Below are 15,924 nucleotides of genomic sequence, written 5' to 3' on the forward strand. Positions count from 1 at the left end.
CGAATCCGTCGAACCCGTGCTGATCCGCGTCGCGCGCGTCACGGCCGCAGCGCGGTGGTCGCGCGGTCGCGGCGGGTGAGGTCGGGATGCGTCACCGCTGCGCGCCAGCCGTCAGCGGTGAGGATGCCGCGGATCGCCTCGCCCTGCAGTTCGCCGTGCTCGAGCACCAGGACGCCGCCCGGGCGCAGCAGCTCGAGGGCGCGGCGGCTGATCACCCGCACCACGTCGAGTCCGTCGGGACCGCCGTAGAGTGCCTGTGCCGGGTCGAACAGTCGCACCTCGGGGTCGCGCGGGATCGCGTCGTCCGGCACGTAGGGAGGATTCGAGATAACGACGGCGACCGTGCCGCGGAGCTCGTCGAAGGCGGTCGAGAGATCGCCGTGCACGAGCGTCAGGTTCGTGGCGTCCGCCGTGTTCCGAGCCGCCCAGGGGTACGCGGCGTCGGAGAGTTCGACCGCGAAGATCCTGGCGTGCGGCACCTCGGTCGCCATGGCCATGGCGATCGCGCCGCTGCCCGTGCCGAGGTCGATGCCGATCGGCTCAGGATCCGGCACTCCGATCAGCGCGTCGATCGCGAACTGCACGACCTGTTCCGTCTCCGGACGCGGCACGAACACCCCGGGTCCGACCGCGAGTTCGAGCTGGCGGAACGGCGCGGTACCCGTGAGATGCTGCAGCGGCTCGCGGGCCGCGCGGCGCTGCGCCAGCGCGGCCAGCTGCGCGGCATCCGGGCCGGCGATCGCGTCGCCGCGCAGCGCGGCGGCCTGCACTCCCCCGCGCGACAGGCCGAGCACGTGGCCGGCGAGCAGTTCGGCGTCGACCTGAGGGTCGCTCACACCCGCTTCCGAGAGCTGCTGGGCGACCGCGCGCAGCTGCGCGGAGAGAGTGTCTGGCATGCGTCCAAGTCTAGGAGCGGACACATTCCGTCATCGTCCGAAGGGCGAGAAGTAGGCTGGTGCCGCTCTCGCCCCTTTATCCGAAAGGTCGCTTCATGTCCGGTATCCATTCCGAGATCACCTCCACGTTCGGCAACACCCCGCTCGTGCGGCTGAACCGGCTCACCGAGGGCCTGGGCGCCACCGTCCTGGTCAAGCTCGAATCGTTCAACCCGGGTGCGAGCGTGAAGGACCGCATCGGCATCGCGATCATCGACGCCGCAGAGGCGTCCGGCGAGCTGAAGCCCGGCGGCACGATCGTCGAGGCCACCAGCGGCAACACCGGCATCGCCCTGGCCATGGTCGGCGCGGCGCGGGGCTACCGCGTGATCCTCACCATGCCGGCGTCGATGTCGAAGGAGCGCCGGGTGCTGCTCAAGGCGTACGGCGCCGAGCTCGTGCTCAGCGACCCGACGCTCGGCATGAAGGGCGCGATCGAGAAGCTCCAGGAGATCATCGAGACGACTCCCGGTGCCGTGTGGGCACGTCAGTTCGAGAACGCCGCGAACCCGAAGATCCACTTCGACACGACCGCCCAGGAGATCCTGCGCGACACCGCCGGCGACGTCGACATCTTCATCGCCGGCGTGGGCACCGGCGGCACCGTCACGGGTGCCGGCAAGGGACTGAAGGCCGCGAAGCCCGACGTGCAGGTCATCGCCGTCGAGCCGAAGGACTCCCCGCTGCTCTCCGAGGGACGCGTCGGCCCCGCGAAGATCCAGGGCATCGGCCCGAACTTCGTCCCCGACGTCCTTGACCGCGACGTGATCGACGAGATCCTCACCGCCGAGTTCGACGAGTCGCTGGCGACCGCTCGCGCCCTCGCCGCCAAGGAGGGTCTCCTGGTCGGCATCTCCAGCGGCGCCGCGGTCGCGCAGGCACTGAAGGTCGCCGCGCGCCCTGAGAACGCGGGCAAGACGATCGTCGTGATCGCTCCCGACACCGGTGAGCGCTACATCTCCACCGCGCTGTTCGAGGACCTGCGCGAGGACTGATGCCGGTCCCTGAGCCCGACGAAGGGCCCGGCATGTCATGGGCCGGGCGGATGCGCGAAGACATCGCGTCCGCCCGGCTTCGTGATCCCGCCGCGCGCAGCGCGTTCGAGATCGCCCTCCTCTACCCCGGTCTGCACGCCATCTGGGCGCACCGCGTGAACCATGCCCTGTGGCGACGCGGTCTGCGCTTCCCCGCCCGCCTGGGCTCTCAGCTCACCCGCTGGCTCACGGGTGTCGAGATCCATCCCGCCGCTGTGATCGGCCGGCGGTTCTTCATCGACCACGGCATGGGCGTCGTGATCGGCGAGACCGCGGAGATCGGCGATGACGTCATGCTCTACCACGGGGTCACGCTCGGCGGCAGGACCAGAGACGCCGGCAAGCGGCATCCCACGCTCGAGGACGGCGTCCTCGTCGGCGCCGGCGCGAAGATCCTCGGTCCCATCGTGATCGGCGCCGGAACCGCGATCGGGGCCAACGCGGTGGTCACGAAGGACGCCCCCGCGGACTCGGTGCTCACCGGCGTGCCGGCGAAGATCCGCTCCCGCGCCCCCGGTGAGAACCTCGCGCACCTGCTCTCCGCTCCCGAATACCTGATCTGATCCCACGCAGCCCCCGCCCCGCGTACCCTCGGGGACATGCACTGGGTGCTGCACGTCGACCTCGACCAGTTCATCGCTGCCGTCGAGGTGCTGCGGCGCCCGGAGCTCGCCGGCCTGCCGGTGATCGTGGGCGGACGCGGAGATCCCACCGAACGAGCGGTGGTCTCCACCGCGTCGTACGAGGCGCGCGCGTTCGGAGTCGGATCAGGGATGCCGCTGCGCATCGCGGCCCGTAAGGTACCGGACGCCGTGATCCTCCCCGTCGACGCGCCGGCGTACCTCGCCGCCTCCGAAGAGGTGATGGCGGAGCTGCGGGCGCGACCGGGCGCCGTCGTACAGGTGCTGGGCTGGGACGAGGCGTTCGTCGGCGTCGACACCGACGACCCCGAGGCGTACGCCGTCGGTATCCAGCGGGCAGTACTCGACAGGACCGCGCTGCACTGCAGCGTCGGCATCGGCGACACCCTGGTGCGGGCGAAGATCGCGACCGGCTTCGGCAAGCCGCGCGGAGTGTTCCGGCTCACTGCGGAGAACTGGGGCGAGGTCATGGGAGAACGCGCGGTGATCGAGTTGTGGGGTGTCGGCTCGAAGGTGTCGAAGCGGCTGCTCGGTCTCGGCATCCGCACTGTCGCCGAGCTCGCCGCGGCACCGGAGGACGATCTCACGGCGGAGTTCGGCCCGCGGATGGGGCTCTGGTACCAGGAGCTCGGCCGCGGCGGGACCTCTGCGGTCGTCGACGACACACCATGGGTGCCGCGCGGCCACAGCAGGGAGACGACATATCAGACCGACCTCGCGGACCGAACCGAGATCGAACAGGCGGCGCTCGCGCTGCTGGACCAGGTGCTCGCGGATGTCGGCGAGGACGGGCGCCCGGTGGTGGGCCTCGGCCTGAAGGTGCGCTACGCGCCGTTCACCACGAAGACCTTCACGAAGCGCGTGCCATCGACCACCGATCGCGACGCCGTGATCGAGAAGGCGCGCGAGATGATCGCGAGGATCGACCCCGGGCGGCCGGTGCGGCTGCTCGGCATGCGCGCCGAGATGGCGATGCCGGACGACGCCAGGGACGGCCACACACCGACGCGCGGCGGCTGGTGAGGGCTCAGGAGGCCACGACCATGCCTCCGCTGTGGACCGGTCGGATCTCCACCGCCCCGCCGGCGAGCACCGCGGGGTTGTTCCGCGCCAGACGCGCGGCCTCGTCGATGTCGGCCGCCTCGATGACGTAGAAGCCCGCGACGATGTCACCGTCCGGCCGATGCACGCCCTCGACGGAACCCGACCTCCTGACCGTCTTCGCGAACTCCTTCGGAGTCAGCGCATAAGCGAGGCTCATCCTGCCGCTGGCGACGAGCGCCTCGTAGTCGTCATCGCACTCCTTGAGCTCCTCCGGCGTCGCGTCCGGTGCATGGGCGGAATCGGAGACATGGATGAGGACGGCGAACTGGGGCATGGCATCTCCTGAGGTCGACGGGCAGGCCGAGCCTAGCGCTGCCCTCCGACGAAGCGGTAGGACCCGCCGTCAGGAGCCGACGGCGCCGAGGCGCTCCGCCTCGTCCGCCTCGATGCAGGAGGCGATCACGGGGGCGAGCGCGCCGTCCATCACCTGGTCGAGGTTGTACGCCTTGTACCCGGTGCGGTGATCCGCGATCCGGTTCTCCGGGAAGTTGTACGTGCGGATCCGCTCGGAGCGGTCCATACCGCGGATCTGGCTCTTCCTCGCATCCGAGGCCGCGGCGGCGAGCTCCTCCTGCTGCTTGGCGAGCAGCCGCGCGCGCAGCACGCGCATGCCCGCCTCGCGGTTCTGCAGCTGGGACTTCTCGTTCTGCATCGACACCACGATGCCGGTGGGCACGTGCGTGATGCGCACCGCGGAGTCCGTGGTGTTCACGGACTGGCCGCCTGGTCCAGACGAACGGAACACGTCGATCTTCAGATCGTTCTGATCGATCTGGATCTCCTCGGGCTCGTCCACCTCGGGGAACACCAGTACACCGGTGGTCGACGTGTGGATGCGGCCCTGCGACTCCGTCGCCGGCACGCGCTGCACGCGGTGCACACCGCCCTCGTACTTCAGGTGCGCCCAGACGCCCTGGGCGGGGTCGGTCGAGGTCCCCTTGATCGCGACCTGGACGTCCTTGTAACCGCCGAGGTCGGACTCGTTGCGCTCCAGCAGCTCGGTCTTCCAGCCCATGGATGCCGCGTACTGGATGTACATCCGCAGCAGGTCGGCGGCGAACAGCGCCGACTCGGCACCGCCCTCCCCCGCCTTGATCTCCATGATCACGTCACGGGCGTCATCCGGGTCGCGCGGGATCAGCAGCCGGCGCAGCCGCTCCTGCGCGGCCTGCAGCCCCTCCTCCAGCGCGGGCACCTCATCGGCGAACGCGCTGTCCTCGCGAGCGAGTTCGCGCGCGGCATCCAGATCATCGGATGCCGCCGACCAGGCGTCGTACGCCGCGACGATGCGCGACAGCTCGGCGTAGCGCCGGTTCACGCGCTTGGCGCGCGCGGCATCGGCGTGCACCGCCGGGTCGGAGAGCTCCTCCTGCACCCGGCGGTGCTCGTCGATCAGCCCCTGGACGGACTCGAACACGATGTCAGCGGATGCTGTTCTCGTGCCCGTGGCTGTGGCCGGTCGCCGGCGGAGCGGGGATCGACTTCTGCATCTGAACGAGGAACTCCACGTTCGAGCTGGTCTCCTTGAGCTTGCCGAGCACGACCTCGAGGGCCTGCTGCGGGTCGAGGCCGGCCAGGGCGCGACGCAGCTTCCAGGTGATCTTGACCTCGTCGGGCGAGAGCAGCATCTCCTCGCGGCGGGTGCTCGACGCGTTGACGTCGACCGCAGGGAAGATGCGCTTGTCGGCCAGCGCGCGCGACAGACGCAGCTCGCTGTTGCCGGTGCCCTTGAACTCCTCGAAGATGACCTCGTCCATCTTGGATCCGGTCTCCACCAGCGCGGTGGCGAGGATGGTCAGCGAACCGCCGTTCTCGATGTTGCGCGCGGCTCCGAAGAAGCGCTTCGGGGGGTACAGCGCCGAAGCGTCGACACCACCGGTGAGCACGCGGCCCGAGGTCGGGGTCGACACGTTGTAGGCCCGGCCCAGACGGGTGATCGAGTCGAGCAGCACCACGACGTCGCGACCCAGCTCGACCAGGCGCTTGGCGCGCTCGATCGCGAGCTCCGCGACCGTGGTGTGATCCTCGGCGGGGCGGTCGAAGGTCGAGGCGATGACCTCGCCCTTCACCGAACGCTGCATGTCGGTGACCTCTTCCGGTCGCTCGTCCACCAGGACGACCATGAGGTGCACCTCGGGGTTGTTGTGCGCGATCGCGTTCGCGATCTGCTGCAGCACGATCGTCTTGCCGGCCTTCGGAGGCGCGACGATCAGGCCGCGCTGACCCTTGCCGATCGGGGCGACGAGGTCGATGATCCGCTGGGTCAGCTTCTCGGGCGCCGTCTCCAGGCGCAGACGCTCCTGCGGGTACAGCGGGGTGAGCTTGCCGAACTCCACGCGGGTGCCGGCGTCGTCGGTGGACAGGCCGTTGATCGAGTCGACCTTCACCAGGGCGTTGTACTTCTGGCGGCCCTGCTGCTCGCCCTCCCGCGGCTGCTTGATGGCACCGACCACGGCGTCGCCCTTGCGCAGGTTGTACTTCTTCACCTGGCCGAGCGACACATACACGTCGGTCGGGCCGGGCAGGTAGCCGCTGGTGCGGACGAAGGCGTAGTTGTCGAGCACGTCGAGGATGCCGGCGACGGGGATGAGCACGTCATCCTCACCGATCTCGGTCTCGAACTCGTCGGTGGTCTGGTTGCTGCCGCCGCGGCGCTTGTTGCGCTGGCGGGAGCGGCCGCCTGCCTGCTCGTCATCGGCGGAGGAGGACTGCTGCTGCTCCTGCTGACCGCCCTGGGTGCTCTGACCGCCACGGCCGCGGTTGCGGCTGCGGTTGCGGGTACGGCCACGGCCGGAGCCCTCCTCGCCGTCGCCGGAGTCCTTGTTCTCGGCGTTCTGCTCAGCGGGCTTCTCGCCCTGCGCGGGGCCGGAGTCGGACGACTCGGCTGCCGCGGTCTCACCATCGGCGGACTGCTGCTCGGCCTTCTTGCCGCGGCGGCGGGCCGGCTTCGCGGTCTCACCCTCGGCACTCTCACCCTCGGCGGCGGGCTTCTCCGCAGCCGGCTCGGTCTTCTGCTCTGCCGCCTCGGCCGCAGGAGCGGCCTTCGACGAGGCGCGGCGCGACGAGGCGCGCTTCGCAGGTGCCTCGGCAGCGGGCGCGTCGGCAGCGGATGCCTCGGCAGCCGGCTCGACCACGGCGGTGGACGCGATGTCGAGGGTGTCGCCCTCGGGCGCGGCATCCGCCTTCTTGGCTCGGCTGCGCGTCGGGCGCTTCGCCTTCGGCGCCTCGGCCGGGGCCTCGGCGTTCGCCTCAGCGGCCGGAGCGGCGGCCTCGGCCGGCGCAGACGCTGTGGCCTCGGCCTTCTCGGCGGCCTTCGCCGCGGCGGTCGCCGTGGTGGCGCGGCGCGGGGCCCGCTTGCGCGGTGCCTCGGTGGCCGGAGCGTCGGCAGCGGCCGGGGTGGATGCGGGGGCGTCGTTCACCGGCGCCGTCTGGTCGTTCTGGGTCTCGGAGAAGTTCTCCACGAGTACTCCCTCATATGTCGTGGGAAATGAGCAATCCTGAGCGCACAGCGATGCTGAGCGCGTTGCACGCACAGGCGACGAACGCCAGCCAGCCGGAACCACGAAGGAACGGATTCCTTCTCAGACCGGGGAACACGTGCGGATCTCGCAGATGTGCGATGGGGCCAGATTCACGAAGTTACGTGGAGCCCTCCGCTCGGTTCCTTACTGTACCACCCCGCACGTCGACCGCGAGCATGTGTGCGGTCCACGGGGTGTCCGTGACGGAATCCGCCAGTTCGACGGCGTCCTGGCGGTTGCCCGGACCGTCGGCGAGCACGAGCACGCTCGGGCCCGCGCCCGAAACGACGGCCGCGAAGCCCGCCTGGCGGAGCGACTGCACCAGGCGCAGCGTCTCCGGCATCGCAGGTCCGCGATAGTCCTGGTGCAGCCGGTCTGCCGTGGCGTCCAGGAGCAGCTCAGGGCTCTGCGTCAGCGCCGCGACCAGGAGGGCCGAGCGCGACACGTTGAAGACGGCGTCCTCGCGCGGGACCTGCGGCGGCTGCAGCGACCTGGCCAGCGACGTCGACATCGTGAACCCCGGGACGAACACCACCGGTGCGACACCGCGGTGCACGAGCAGCTTCTTGTGCGCGGGGCCGCGGTCGCCGATCCACGCGATCGTGAGCCCGCCGAACAGCGCAGGGGCCACGTTGTCGGGGTGTCCCTCGAGCTCGGTCGCCAGCCGCAGCAGGGTCTCGTCGTCGAGTTCGACGTCACCGGCGAGCAGGCCCTTCGCCGCGAGGATACCCGCGGTCACCGCCGCGCCGGAGGAGCCGAGACCGCGGCCGTGCGGCACGCCGTTGTCGGCGACGACACGCAGCCCGGGCAACGACCGTCCGGCATCCGCGAAGACGTGCGCGATCGAGCGCACGACGAGATTCGTGGCATCCGTCGGGATCTCGTCCGCGCCGGAGCCGGACACCTCGATCTCGAGGCGGTCGTCGGCGAACGACGACACCTGCAGGTGGTCGTAGATGCTCAGAGCCAGGCCGAGGGTGTCGAAACCAGGGCCGAGGTTCGCGCTGGTCGCCGGCACGGTGACGTCGACCGTGCGCAGCGCTCCCGCAACGGGTTCGCCGGCGGACGGTTCGGTCGGCTCCGCGCCGGGGACAGCGGTGACGCCCACGGTCACTCGCCCTCGACGCGCAGCACGGACACCACGCGCTCGACGACGTCACTGGCGGCGAGGCTGTCGACTGTCGCGCTGAGCGCCTGCTCCGCCGCGCGGTGCGTGCCGATGATCAGGCGGGCGGTGCCGCCTTCCTCGCCGTTGGGCTCTGCCACCGTCTGCAGCACCGTCGCGACCGAGACGCCGCCCTCGCTGAGCAGGCCGGCGACCGTGGCCAGCACGCCCGGGGCGTCCGAGACCTCGAGCGTGATCTGATAGCGCGTGGTCACGTGCCCGATCGGCACGATCGGCAGGTTCGCCCTGGTGGACTCCCCCACTCCCGTGCCCCCGGCGATGTGCCGGCGAGCGGCGGAGACGACGTCGCCGAGCACGGCAGACGCGGTCTGCACGCCGCCGGCGCCGGCGCCGTAGAACATCAGGGGTCCGGCGGCCTCCGCCTCGACGAACACGGCGTTGTTGGCGCCGTGCACCGAGGCGAGCGGGTGCGAGCGCGGCACCAGTGCCGGATAGACGCGCACCGAGATCGACTCTGCGCCCTCGTCGACCAGGCGCTCGCAGACGGCGAGCAGCTTGATCACGAAGCCGGCGTCGCGCGCCTCCTCGATCATGTCCGCAGTGATGGCCGTGATGCCCTCGCGGTGCACGGTCTCGAGCGGCACCGCGGTGTGGAAGGCGAGGGATGCCAGGATCGCCGCCTTCTGCGCGGCGTCGTAGCCCTCCACGTCGGCCGTGGGGTCGGCTTCGGCGTAGCCCAGACGCTGTGCGTCGGCGAGCACGTCGGCGAAGTCGGCGCCCTCGGAATCCATCCGGTCGAGGATGTAGTTCGTGGTGCCGTTGACGATGCCCATGATCCGCACCACGCGGTCGCCGGCGAGGGAGTCTCGCAGCGGCCGGATGATCGGGATCGCCCCGGCGGCGGCGGCCTCGTAGTAGACCGAGGCGCCGACGCGATCGGCGGCCTCGAAGACCTCCGGACCGTGCGTCGCGAGCAGCGCCTTGTTCGCCGTGACGACGTCGGCCCCTGAACCGAGGGCGAGCAGCGTGTGCGCACGGGCCGGCTCGATGCCGCCCATCAGCTCGACGACGATGTCCGCACCGGTGATCAGCGCCTCGGCGTCTGTCGTGAACAGCTCGCGCGGGAGGGCGACGTCACGGGGTGCGTCCAGGTTGCGCACGGCGATGCCCGCCAGTTCGAGCTCGGCGCCCGCCCGGTCGGCGAGCTCGTCGCCGTGCCGCAGCAGGAGTCCTGCCACCTGGGATCCCACGGCTCCGGCGCCCAGCAGCGCCACTCGAAGTCGTCGGTACTCTGTCATCTCTCTCCTTCGGAACTGTGCGGCTGTTCTCCTGCGGAGGCGGGCGAGCGCTCGGCACCGGATTCGACATCCGGGATGCCGGCATCGCGGGAAAGCAGGTCGGCCACGGTCTCACCGCGCACGATCACCCGTGCCGCTCCGTCGCGCACGGCGACGATCGGCGGACGCGGGACGTGGTTGTAGTTGCTCGACAGCGGGGCGCAGTAGGCGCCGGTCGCGGGGACCGCGAGCAGATCACCGGGTGCCGCGTCGGACGGCAGGTACTCGTGGTCCACCACGATGTCGCCGGACTCGCAGTGCTTGCCGACGACGCGTGACAGCACGGGCTCTCCGTCGCCGTCGCGGGAGGCCAGTCGTGCCGAGAACTGTGCGCCGTACAGTGCGGTGCGGGCGTTGTCGCTCATGCCGCCGTCGACGCTGAGGTAGCGACGGCTGCCGTTCTCGAGGACGACGTCCTTGATGGTGCCGATCTCGTAGAGCGTGACGCCGGCATTGCCGATGATCGCGCGACCGGGCTCGAAAGACAGCGCTGGCACGTCGATGCCGCGCGCCGCGCAGCCTTCGGCGACGGCGGCGACGATCCCCTCGGCGAGCTCGGCGACCGGGGCGGGATCGTCCACACGCGTGTACGCGATGCCGAAGCCGCCGCCGAGGTTCAGCTGAGGGACGGGTCCACCCTCGAGCAGCTCGGCGTGCAGATCCAGCACGCGCGACGCCGACTCGCGGAAGCCGGCCACGCCGAAGATCTGCGAGCCGATGTGGCAGTGCAGTCCGACGAACTCCAGACCGGGCAGGTCGCGGATGCGGGCGACCACGGCTGCGGCATCCGACAGCGGCAGGCCGAACTTCTGGTCCTCGTGCGCGGTGGCGAGGAAGTCGTGCGTCTCGGCGTGCACGCCGCTGTTCACCCGCAGCATCACGCGCTGCACGGTGCCGGTGCGCGCGGTGATCGCCGCGAGGCGCTCGATCTCGATCGCGCTGTCGATGATGATCGTGCCGACACCGGCCTCGACGGCGCTCTCGAGCTCGGCGACCGACTTGTTGTTGCCGTGGAATCCGATGTGCGACGGCTCGACGGAGGCGGCGAGCGCGACCTGCAGCTCACCGCCGGTGCAGACGTCGACGTTCAGCCGCTCCTCGACCATCCACCGCGCGACCGCGGTGGAGAGGAACGCCTTGCCTGCGTAGTAGATGCGCACGCTCGTGCCGTGCGCGGCGGCGGCGCTCTCGAACGCGTCGCGCAGCGCTGTGGCGCGACGGCGCACCTCGCCCTCGTCGATCACCAGCACCGGCGTGCCGTACGAGCGGACCAGATCACCGACGGCCACCCCGCCGATCACGAGGGCTCCGTCCGCGTCGCGGTGCGCGGATGCCGGCCACACCCCCGCCGCGAGATCATCGGGATCGTCGGGCACTGCCAGCCAATCGGGGGCGAGCGCGGTAGGGGCGGAATGCACGGGGCAGGACACCAATCGTGGGAGGGATCCTCGGACGGAACAGTGCACGCCGCGAGGTTCCCCCGATTCTAGGGCACCCCCGAGTCCACCCCTGTCAAGCCCTCCGCTTCATGACAGACCCTTGGGTAAGGTGGCGCCGATGGAAGACGAAGCGTCCGCGACACCCTCGCCTCCTGCCTCCGGCGGACTGACCGGGCTGCGGGACAGGCTGATCCGCTCCGCGCTGCGGCTGCGCCTGGTCAGGGCCGTGCTGCTGCACCTCGCACGCCGCGGCCCGATGCTCGCGGACGCGGTCACCTATCGCGCGCTGTTCGCCGTGTTCGCCGCCGTGCTGCTGGGCTTCTCGGTGGCCGCCCTGTGGCTGGCCGGCGACGACGCGGCGTGGAACGCGGTCGTCTCGGCGGTGGACGCCGCGCTGCCGGGGCTGATCGCGCAGGAGGGCGAGGGGGGCATCGTCGATCCGTCCAGCATCCGCGCTCCCGCGGGCCTCACCGTCGCCGGCATACTCTCCGCGATCGGCCTCATAGGAGCGGCGATGGGCGGCATCAACTCGCTGCGCGCCGCCATCCGCACCATCTCCGGCACCGCATCCGAGGACGCCCCCTGGCTGCGCGCGACCGCACGCAACCTGCTGCTGGCGATCGTGATCGGCGCGACGTTCCTCGCGGCGGCAGCGCTGACCTTCGCCGGCCGCCTCGCCGTGCGCTGGTCGGCCGATGCCGTGGGCCTGCCCGAGGACTCGGATGCCGTGTTCTGGTCTGTGCGCGTGCTCTCGCTGCTCGTCGTCCTCGCGCTGAACGCCGTCCTGATCGTCGCGGCCTTCCGCACGCTCTCCGGCGTGACCCCTCCGCGGCGTGCGCTCTGGGGCGGTGCGCTGGGCGGAGCGCTCGGACTGCTGGTCCTGCAGGAGCTCTCCGGGCTGTTCGTCAGCGGCGCGAAGGCGAATCCGCTGCTGGCCTCGTTCGCATCACTGCTGGCTCTGCTGATCTGGCTCAACCTGTCCACGCAGGTGATCCTGCTCGCGACGGCCTACATCGCGATCGCCGCGGAGGAGAGCACCGATCGGGTGCGCAGCAGGCACGGCGCGCAGACGCTCGCGCAGTACCGGCTGCGCCGCGCCGAGCAGGAGGTCGCTGCCGCAACCTCGACGCTGCGGCAGGCGCAGCGCGCGGTATCCAGCGAGCGCGGAGAATCCTGACCGGACTCCGCTCAGGGGCAGGTGCCGTTCTCCTGCAGCGCAGGATCGACGGCGATCCGGCCGTCCACGTCGACGTCGGCCACGGCGGTGTCACCGACGATCTTCAGACCGGTGAGCGTGAGCCCCGCCGGCAACTGGTCGGCGATGCAGATCCGGTGCGTCTCGGCGAGGCCGGAGCCGATCCCTCCGAGCCGGTCGGCCAGCTGCGCCAGGTCGATGTCGATGCCGCCCAGTGTCGCCGACACCGGCGTGAGCAGCAGTTCGCCGGCATCCGCACCCGGGGTGATCGTGAGCGAGACCGGGATCGAGAGTCCGAGCACCGGCACGCCGCCGCTGACCGTGACGTCCGGCGCGTCGAAGGCGATCTCGTCGACCGGCAGGTCGGACTTCTTCACCAGCGCGGCGAACTGATCCTCCGGGATCGTCACCGTGCCCTCGGCGTGACCGATCGCACCGCCGCCGAGGGGGATCCCCGTGGCCATGACGTCGACCGCCCCGGTGATTCCGCCGAGTTCGACGTTGTCGCTGGAGATGTCGAGCCGGCCGAGGCGTCCGGAGACCAGCTGCGGCACCAGCAGGCCGTACGTCTGGACATCCAGCTGCTGATCTGCGGGCAGGTCCATGTTCTCGATGACGAGACTGCGGACCACGTTCGGCACGACGGCGCGCGCCACGAGCTCGGCGGTCACCGCGAGCGCCGCGAGCACGACGACGATGATCAGCAGCACCCACGGCCAGCGCGCGCGGCGCTTGGGCCGCGGAGCCGGCTGCACGAGGTCGTCGGGCAGGGGCAGGGTGGGGTACGCGGAGGTGTCGCTCACCCGGTCATCCTCTCAGGCCGGTCACATGCGCTCGGGCGCGGTGACGCCGAGCAGATCGAGACCGTTGCGCAGCACGACGCCGGTGGCGTCGTTCAGCCACAGCCTGGTGCGGTGCACCGACTCGATCGGATCGTCGCCCTGTGGGATGACCCGGCAGTTGTCGTACCAGCGGTGGTACAGGCCCGCGAGCTCCTCGAGGTAGCGCGCGATGCGGTGCGGCTCGCGCACCTCGGCCGCGAACGCGACGAGGCGGGGGAACTCCTGCAGTGCGCCCAGCAGCGCCGACTCGGTCTCGTGGGTCAGCGTCTCCGGCACGAACTCCGAGCGGTCCACGCCCGAGTCGCCCGCGTTGCGGGCCACGTTGTGCGTGCGGGCGTGCGCGTACTGCACGTAGAACACCGGGTTGTCGTTGGTGCGCTTCTGCAGCTGCTCGGGGTCGAGGTCGAGCGGCGAGTCAGCGGGTGAGCGCTCCAGCGAATAGCGCAGCGCATCGCTGCCCAGCCAGTTCAGCAGGTCGTCCATCTCGATGATGTTGCCCGCGCGCTTGCTGAGGCGGGCGCCGTTGATCGACACCATCTGGCCGATCAGCACCTGGATGTTCTTCTCCGGGTCCTCACCCGCGGCGCCGGCGACGGCCTTGAGCCTGTTGACGTAACCGTGGTGGTCGGCGCCGAGCAGGTAGATCTTGTTCTGGAAGCCGCGGTCACCCTTGTTCAGGTAGTACGCGGCGTCGGCGGCGAAGTAGGTGTACTCGCCGTTCGAGCGGCGGATGACGCGGTCCTTGTCATCCGTGAAGTCGGTGGTGCGCACCCAGACCGCACCGTCCTCGTCGAAGACGTGCCCCTGCTCGCGCAGCCGGTCAACGGCCTGGTCGATGAGGCTGGGACCGCCGCCGTCGGATGCCGCGTGCAGGGTCCGCTCCGAGAACCAGACGTCGAAGGGCACGTTGAACCTTGCCAGCGAGTTCTTGATCTCGGCGAGCTGGTACTCGTAGGCGAGGTCGCGCGCGACGACGAGCTGCTCGTCGTCCGGCAGGCCGAGCAGGTCGGGGCGAGCGTCGAGCACGCGACCGGCGAGCGTCGTGATGTACTCGCCCGGGTAGCCGCCCTCCGGCGTGGGCTCTCCCTTGGCCGCGGCGACGATCGAGACCCCGAAGCGCTCCATCTGCACACCGGCGTCGTTGATGTAGTACTCGCGCACCGCGTTCGCGCCGCTCGCCAGCAGCAGGCGCACGATCGAGTCGCCCAGTGCCGCCCAGCGCGTGTGCGCGATGTGCAGCGGACCCGTCGGGTTCGCGGAGACGAACTCGACGTTCACGGATACGCCCGCCTGGGAGTCGTTCGTGCCATAGGCCTCGCCCGCATCGACGATCGTCTTCGCCAGTGCGCCGGCGGCGGCGGCATCCAGCCGGATGTTCAGGAACCCGGGCCCGGCGACCTCGGCCGTGGCGATACCGTCGGACTGCACGAGCCCGTCGGCGATCTGCTGCGCGAGGTCGCGTGGATTGGTGCCGAGTCGCTTGGCCAGGCGCATGGCGATGTTCGACGCCCAGTCGCCGTGGTCGCGGTTGCGCGGACGCTCCAGCACGATGTCGGATGCCGTGATGCCGGCCTCTTCCCCGGGTCGCAGCGCCGCCGCGATCGGGGTGATGACGGCGAGGATTTCCTGGGCGAGCGTTTCCGGGTTCATAGACCTTCTAGTCTACGCGGTGCTCCTGGGCGTCACCGGGCGCGCGCTGCGGTGACCGACGCCGCCAGCCGTGCGTGCCCGGCCGCGTCGATCTCGGCACCGGCGTGCCGCAGGGCGAGCGCCGCCGCGCCCACGACTCCGTCAGCGACCGGGATGAAGCGCACCTCCGGTTCACGTTCGCGGACCAGGCGCCGGAAGGTCTCGGAGAGCAGCCCCTCCTGCGCGAGCACGCTGCCGCCGACGACCAGCGGCCCCGGACCCCGGTGCACCGCACCGAACGACTGCGCGAGCAGCTCACCAGCCCTGACCAGGATGCCGCGAGCGATCTCGTCGTCCCCGGCGACGCCGAACACGAGTGGCGCCAGCCGTGCGAGCTCGACCGGGCGGCCGAGGTAGATCGTGCGGATGAGCGCCTCGAGCTGCGCGTGGCGACCGTAGGCGAGCGGGAACTCGGACGGGACGAGCTGCATCGCGTCGACCACCGCCGCGGTAAGCGCGGTCGCGGGGCCGCGTCCGTCCAGGTCTTCGACCGCGGCGAGCGCCGCCTGGTGGCCGAGCCAGAAGCCGCTCCCCCGGTCGCCGAGCAACCAGCCGACGCCGTCGGCGGTCGCCTCCAGACGTCCGTCGACGACACGGATGACGGCTGCGCCGGTGCCGGAGACGATCGCGTAGCCGTCCTTCTCGGCCGTACCGGAGAAGTACAGGGCCAGCAGGTCGGACTCGAAGTCCAGTGCACCCTCGTACCCGGCGGAGGCGAGCGCGTCGGCCAGCCAGCCCACTTCGCCACTCGCGCCGTGGCCCGCCATCGCCGCGACCACGTGATCGATCGCACCGATCTCGCGGCCCGCGGCGGCGAGCGCCTGCCCGACGGCGTCGACGATGCTCTCGCCGGCGAGGCCGGCTCCTGCCGAGGTCGGGTTCCCGCTCCCGGATCTCCCGTATCCCACGCAGTCGCCGGCCCTCGTCAGAAGGGTCGCCCTGGTGGACGTGCCGCCGGCGTCGATGCCGACGATCAGCCGGTCGCTATCGGATTGTGACGTGATCATCGTTGACCTCAGAACGGAATGAGAATAGATTTCGGAAAGACGCTTACCAAACGT

Annotated in this window: 14 protein-coding genes; 4 read left to right on the forward strand and 10 right to left on the reverse strand. The window is 70.7% G+C overall.

The features are described 5' to 3' along the window. Nucleotides 1–38 precede the first annotated feature (38 nt). Nucleotides 39–896, reverse strand: coding sequence for a peptide chain release factor N(5)-glutamine methyltransferase (prmC, locus tag GON06_RS05960; protein ID WP_157311418.1), 858 nt, complete (start codon nt 894–896; stop codon nt 39–41). Nucleotides 897–991: 95 nt separating this feature from the next. Between prmC and cysK the strand changes: the two genes are divergently transcribed. Genes cysK through GON06_RS05975 form a run of 3 tightly spaced genes read left to right on the forward strand, consistent with a single transcriptional unit; the run spans nt 992 to nt 3,633 of the window. Beyond that, nucleotides 992–1,930: a cysteine synthase A gene (gene cysK / locus GON06_RS05965; RefSeq protein WP_157311419.1), complete on the forward strand. Its 939-nt coding sequence runs from the start codon at nt 992–994 to the stop codon at nt 1,928–1,930. After that, on the forward strand, nt 1,930–2,532 hold the full coding sequence (gene epsC, locus GON06_RS05970) for a serine O-acetyltransferase EpsC (protein WP_232528272.1): 603 nt from the start codon (nt 1,930–1,932) through the stop codon (nt 2,530–2,532). Before cysK ends, epsC begins: the two co-directional genes overlap by 1 nt. Before the next feature lie 36 nt (nt 2,533–2,568). Further along, a complete protein-coding gene (locus GON06_RS05975; RefSeq protein WP_157311420.1) occupies nt 2,569–3,633 on the forward strand; it encodes a DNA polymerase IV in 1,065 nt (354 codons plus the stop codon). A 4-nt stretch (nt 3,634–3,637) separates the two neighbouring features. On the opposite strand, the gene GON06_RS05980 is transcribed toward GON06_RS05975, so the two are convergent. The 6 genes from GON06_RS05980 to lysA all read right to left on the reverse strand — a co-directional run bounded on the left by GON06_RS05980 (nt 3,638) and on the right by lysA (nt 11,116). Then, nucleotides 3,638–3,988 (reverse strand): YciI family protein, encoded by a 351-nt coding sequence (locus GON06_RS05980; RefSeq protein ID WP_157311421.1) that lies wholly within the window; start codon nt 3,986–3,988, stop codon nt 3,638–3,640. 69 nt (nt 3,989–4,057) lie between these two features. Beyond that, nucleotides 4,058–5,131: a peptide chain release factor 1 gene (gene prfA / locus GON06_RS05985; RefSeq protein WP_332837201.1), complete on the reverse strand. Its 1,074-nt coding sequence runs from the start codon at nt 5,129–5,131 to the stop codon at nt 4,058–4,060. 4 nt (nt 5,132–5,135) lie between these two features. Continuing rightward, nucleotides 5,136–7,175 carry a transcription termination factor Rho gene (rho, locus tag GON06_RS05990; protein WP_332837202.1) on the reverse strand — a complete coding sequence of 680 codons (2,040 nt, stop codon included), beginning with the start codon at nt 7,173–7,175 and terminating at the stop codon, nt 5,136–5,138. Nucleotides 7,176–7,353: 178 nt separating this feature from the next. Next, nucleotides 7,354–8,274 (reverse strand): homoserine kinase, encoded by a 921-nt coding sequence (gene thrB / locus GON06_RS05995; RefSeq protein WP_157311751.1) that lies wholly within the window; start codon nt 8,272–8,274, stop codon nt 7,354–7,356. Between the two features lie 71 nt (nt 8,275–8,345). Then, the gene (locus GON06_RS06000; protein ID WP_157311422.1) at nt 8,346–9,659 is read right to left on the reverse strand and encodes a homoserine dehydrogenase; all 1,314 of its coding nucleotides are present in this window, start codon (nt 9,657–9,659) and stop codon (nt 8,346–8,348) included. After that, nucleotides 9,656–11,116 carry a diaminopimelate decarboxylase gene (gene lysA, locus GON06_RS06005; protein ID WP_332837203.1) on the reverse strand — a complete coding sequence of 487 codons (1,461 nt, stop codon included), beginning with the start codon at nt 11,114–11,116 and terminating at the stop codon, nt 9,656–9,658. The genes GON06_RS06000 and lysA overlap by 4 nt, the downstream gene beginning before the upstream one ends. Nucleotides 11,117–11,255: 139 nt before the next feature. On the opposite strand from lysA, the gene GON06_RS06010 reads away from it, so the two are divergent. Beyond that, the gene (locus GON06_RS06010) at nt 11,256–12,314 is read left to right on the forward strand and encodes a YhjD/YihY/BrkB family envelope integrity protein (protein WP_157311424.1); all 1,059 of its coding nucleotides are present in this window, start codon (nt 11,256–11,258) and stop codon (nt 12,312–12,314) included. 11 nt (nt 12,315–12,325) lie between these two features. Here GON06_RS06010 and GON06_RS06015 read toward each other — a convergent pair whose 3' ends face one another. Genes GON06_RS06015 through GON06_RS06025 form a run of 3 tightly spaced genes read right to left on the reverse strand, consistent with a single transcriptional unit; the run spans nt 12,326 to nt 15,870 of the window. Next, nucleotides 12,326–13,135 carry an LmeA family phospholipid-binding protein gene (locus tag GON06_RS06015; protein ID WP_332837204.1) on the reverse strand — a complete coding sequence of 270 codons (810 nt, stop codon included), beginning with the start codon at nt 13,133–13,135 and terminating at the stop codon, nt 12,326–12,328. A gap of 21 nt (nt 13,136–13,156) precedes the next feature. Further along, the gene (argS, locus tag GON06_RS06020; protein ID WP_157311425.1) at nt 13,157–14,824 is read right to left on the reverse strand and encodes an arginine--tRNA ligase; all 1,668 of its coding nucleotides are present in this window, start codon (nt 14,822–14,824) and stop codon (nt 13,157–13,159) included. A 32-nt stretch (nt 14,825–14,856) separates the two neighbouring features. Further along, nucleotides 14,857–15,870, reverse strand: coding sequence for an N-acetylglucosamine kinase (locus tag GON06_RS06025; protein WP_157311426.1), 1,014 nt, complete (start codon nt 15,868–15,870; stop codon nt 14,857–14,859). Nucleotides 15,871–15,924 lie beyond the last annotated feature (54 nt).

The sequence above is a fragment of the Microbacterium sp. MAH-37 genome (genome assembly GCF_009758255.1).
Taxonomy (GTDB): Bacteria; Actinomycetota; Actinomycetes; order Actinomycetales; family Microbacteriaceae; genus Microbacterium.

What these genes read in the sequence shown, in the direction of transcription:
- GON06_RS06025 (WP_157311426.1), bottom strand. Translation starts at nt 15,870, where the DNA reads ATGATCACGTCACAATCCGATAGCGACCGGCTGATCGTCGGCATCGAC.
- epsC (WP_232528272.1), top strand. Translation starts at nt 1,930, where the DNA reads ATGCCGGTCCCTGAGCCCGACGAAGGGCCCGGCATGTCATGGGCCGGG.
- GON06_RS05980 (WP_157311421.1), bottom strand. Translation starts at nt 3,988, where the DNA reads ATGCCCCAGTTCGCCGTCCTCATCCATGTCTCCGATTCCGCCCATGCA.
- cysK (WP_157311419.1), top strand. Translation starts at nt 992, where the DNA reads ATGTCCGGTATCCATTCCGAGATCACCTCCACGTTCGGCAACACCCCG.
- GON06_RS05975 (WP_157311420.1), top strand. Translation starts at nt 2,569, where the DNA reads ATGCACTGGGTGCTGCACGTCGACCTCGACCAGTTCATCGCTGCCGTC.
- prmC (WP_157311418.1), bottom strand. Translation starts at nt 896, where the DNA reads ATGCCAGACACTCTCTCCGCGCAGCTGCGCGCGGTCGCCCAGCAGCTC.
- argS (WP_157311425.1), bottom strand. Translation starts at nt 14,824, where the DNA reads ATGAACCCGGAAACGCTCGCCCAGGAAATCCTCGCCGTCATCACCCCG.
- GON06_RS06010 (WP_157311424.1), top strand. Translation starts at nt 11,256, where the DNA reads ATGGAAGACGAAGCGTCCGCGACACCCTCGCCTCCTGCCTCCGGCGGA.
- GON06_RS06000 (WP_157311422.1), bottom strand. Translation starts at nt 9,659, where the DNA reads ATGACAGAGTACCGACGACTTCGAGTGGCGCTGCTGGGCGCCGGAGCC.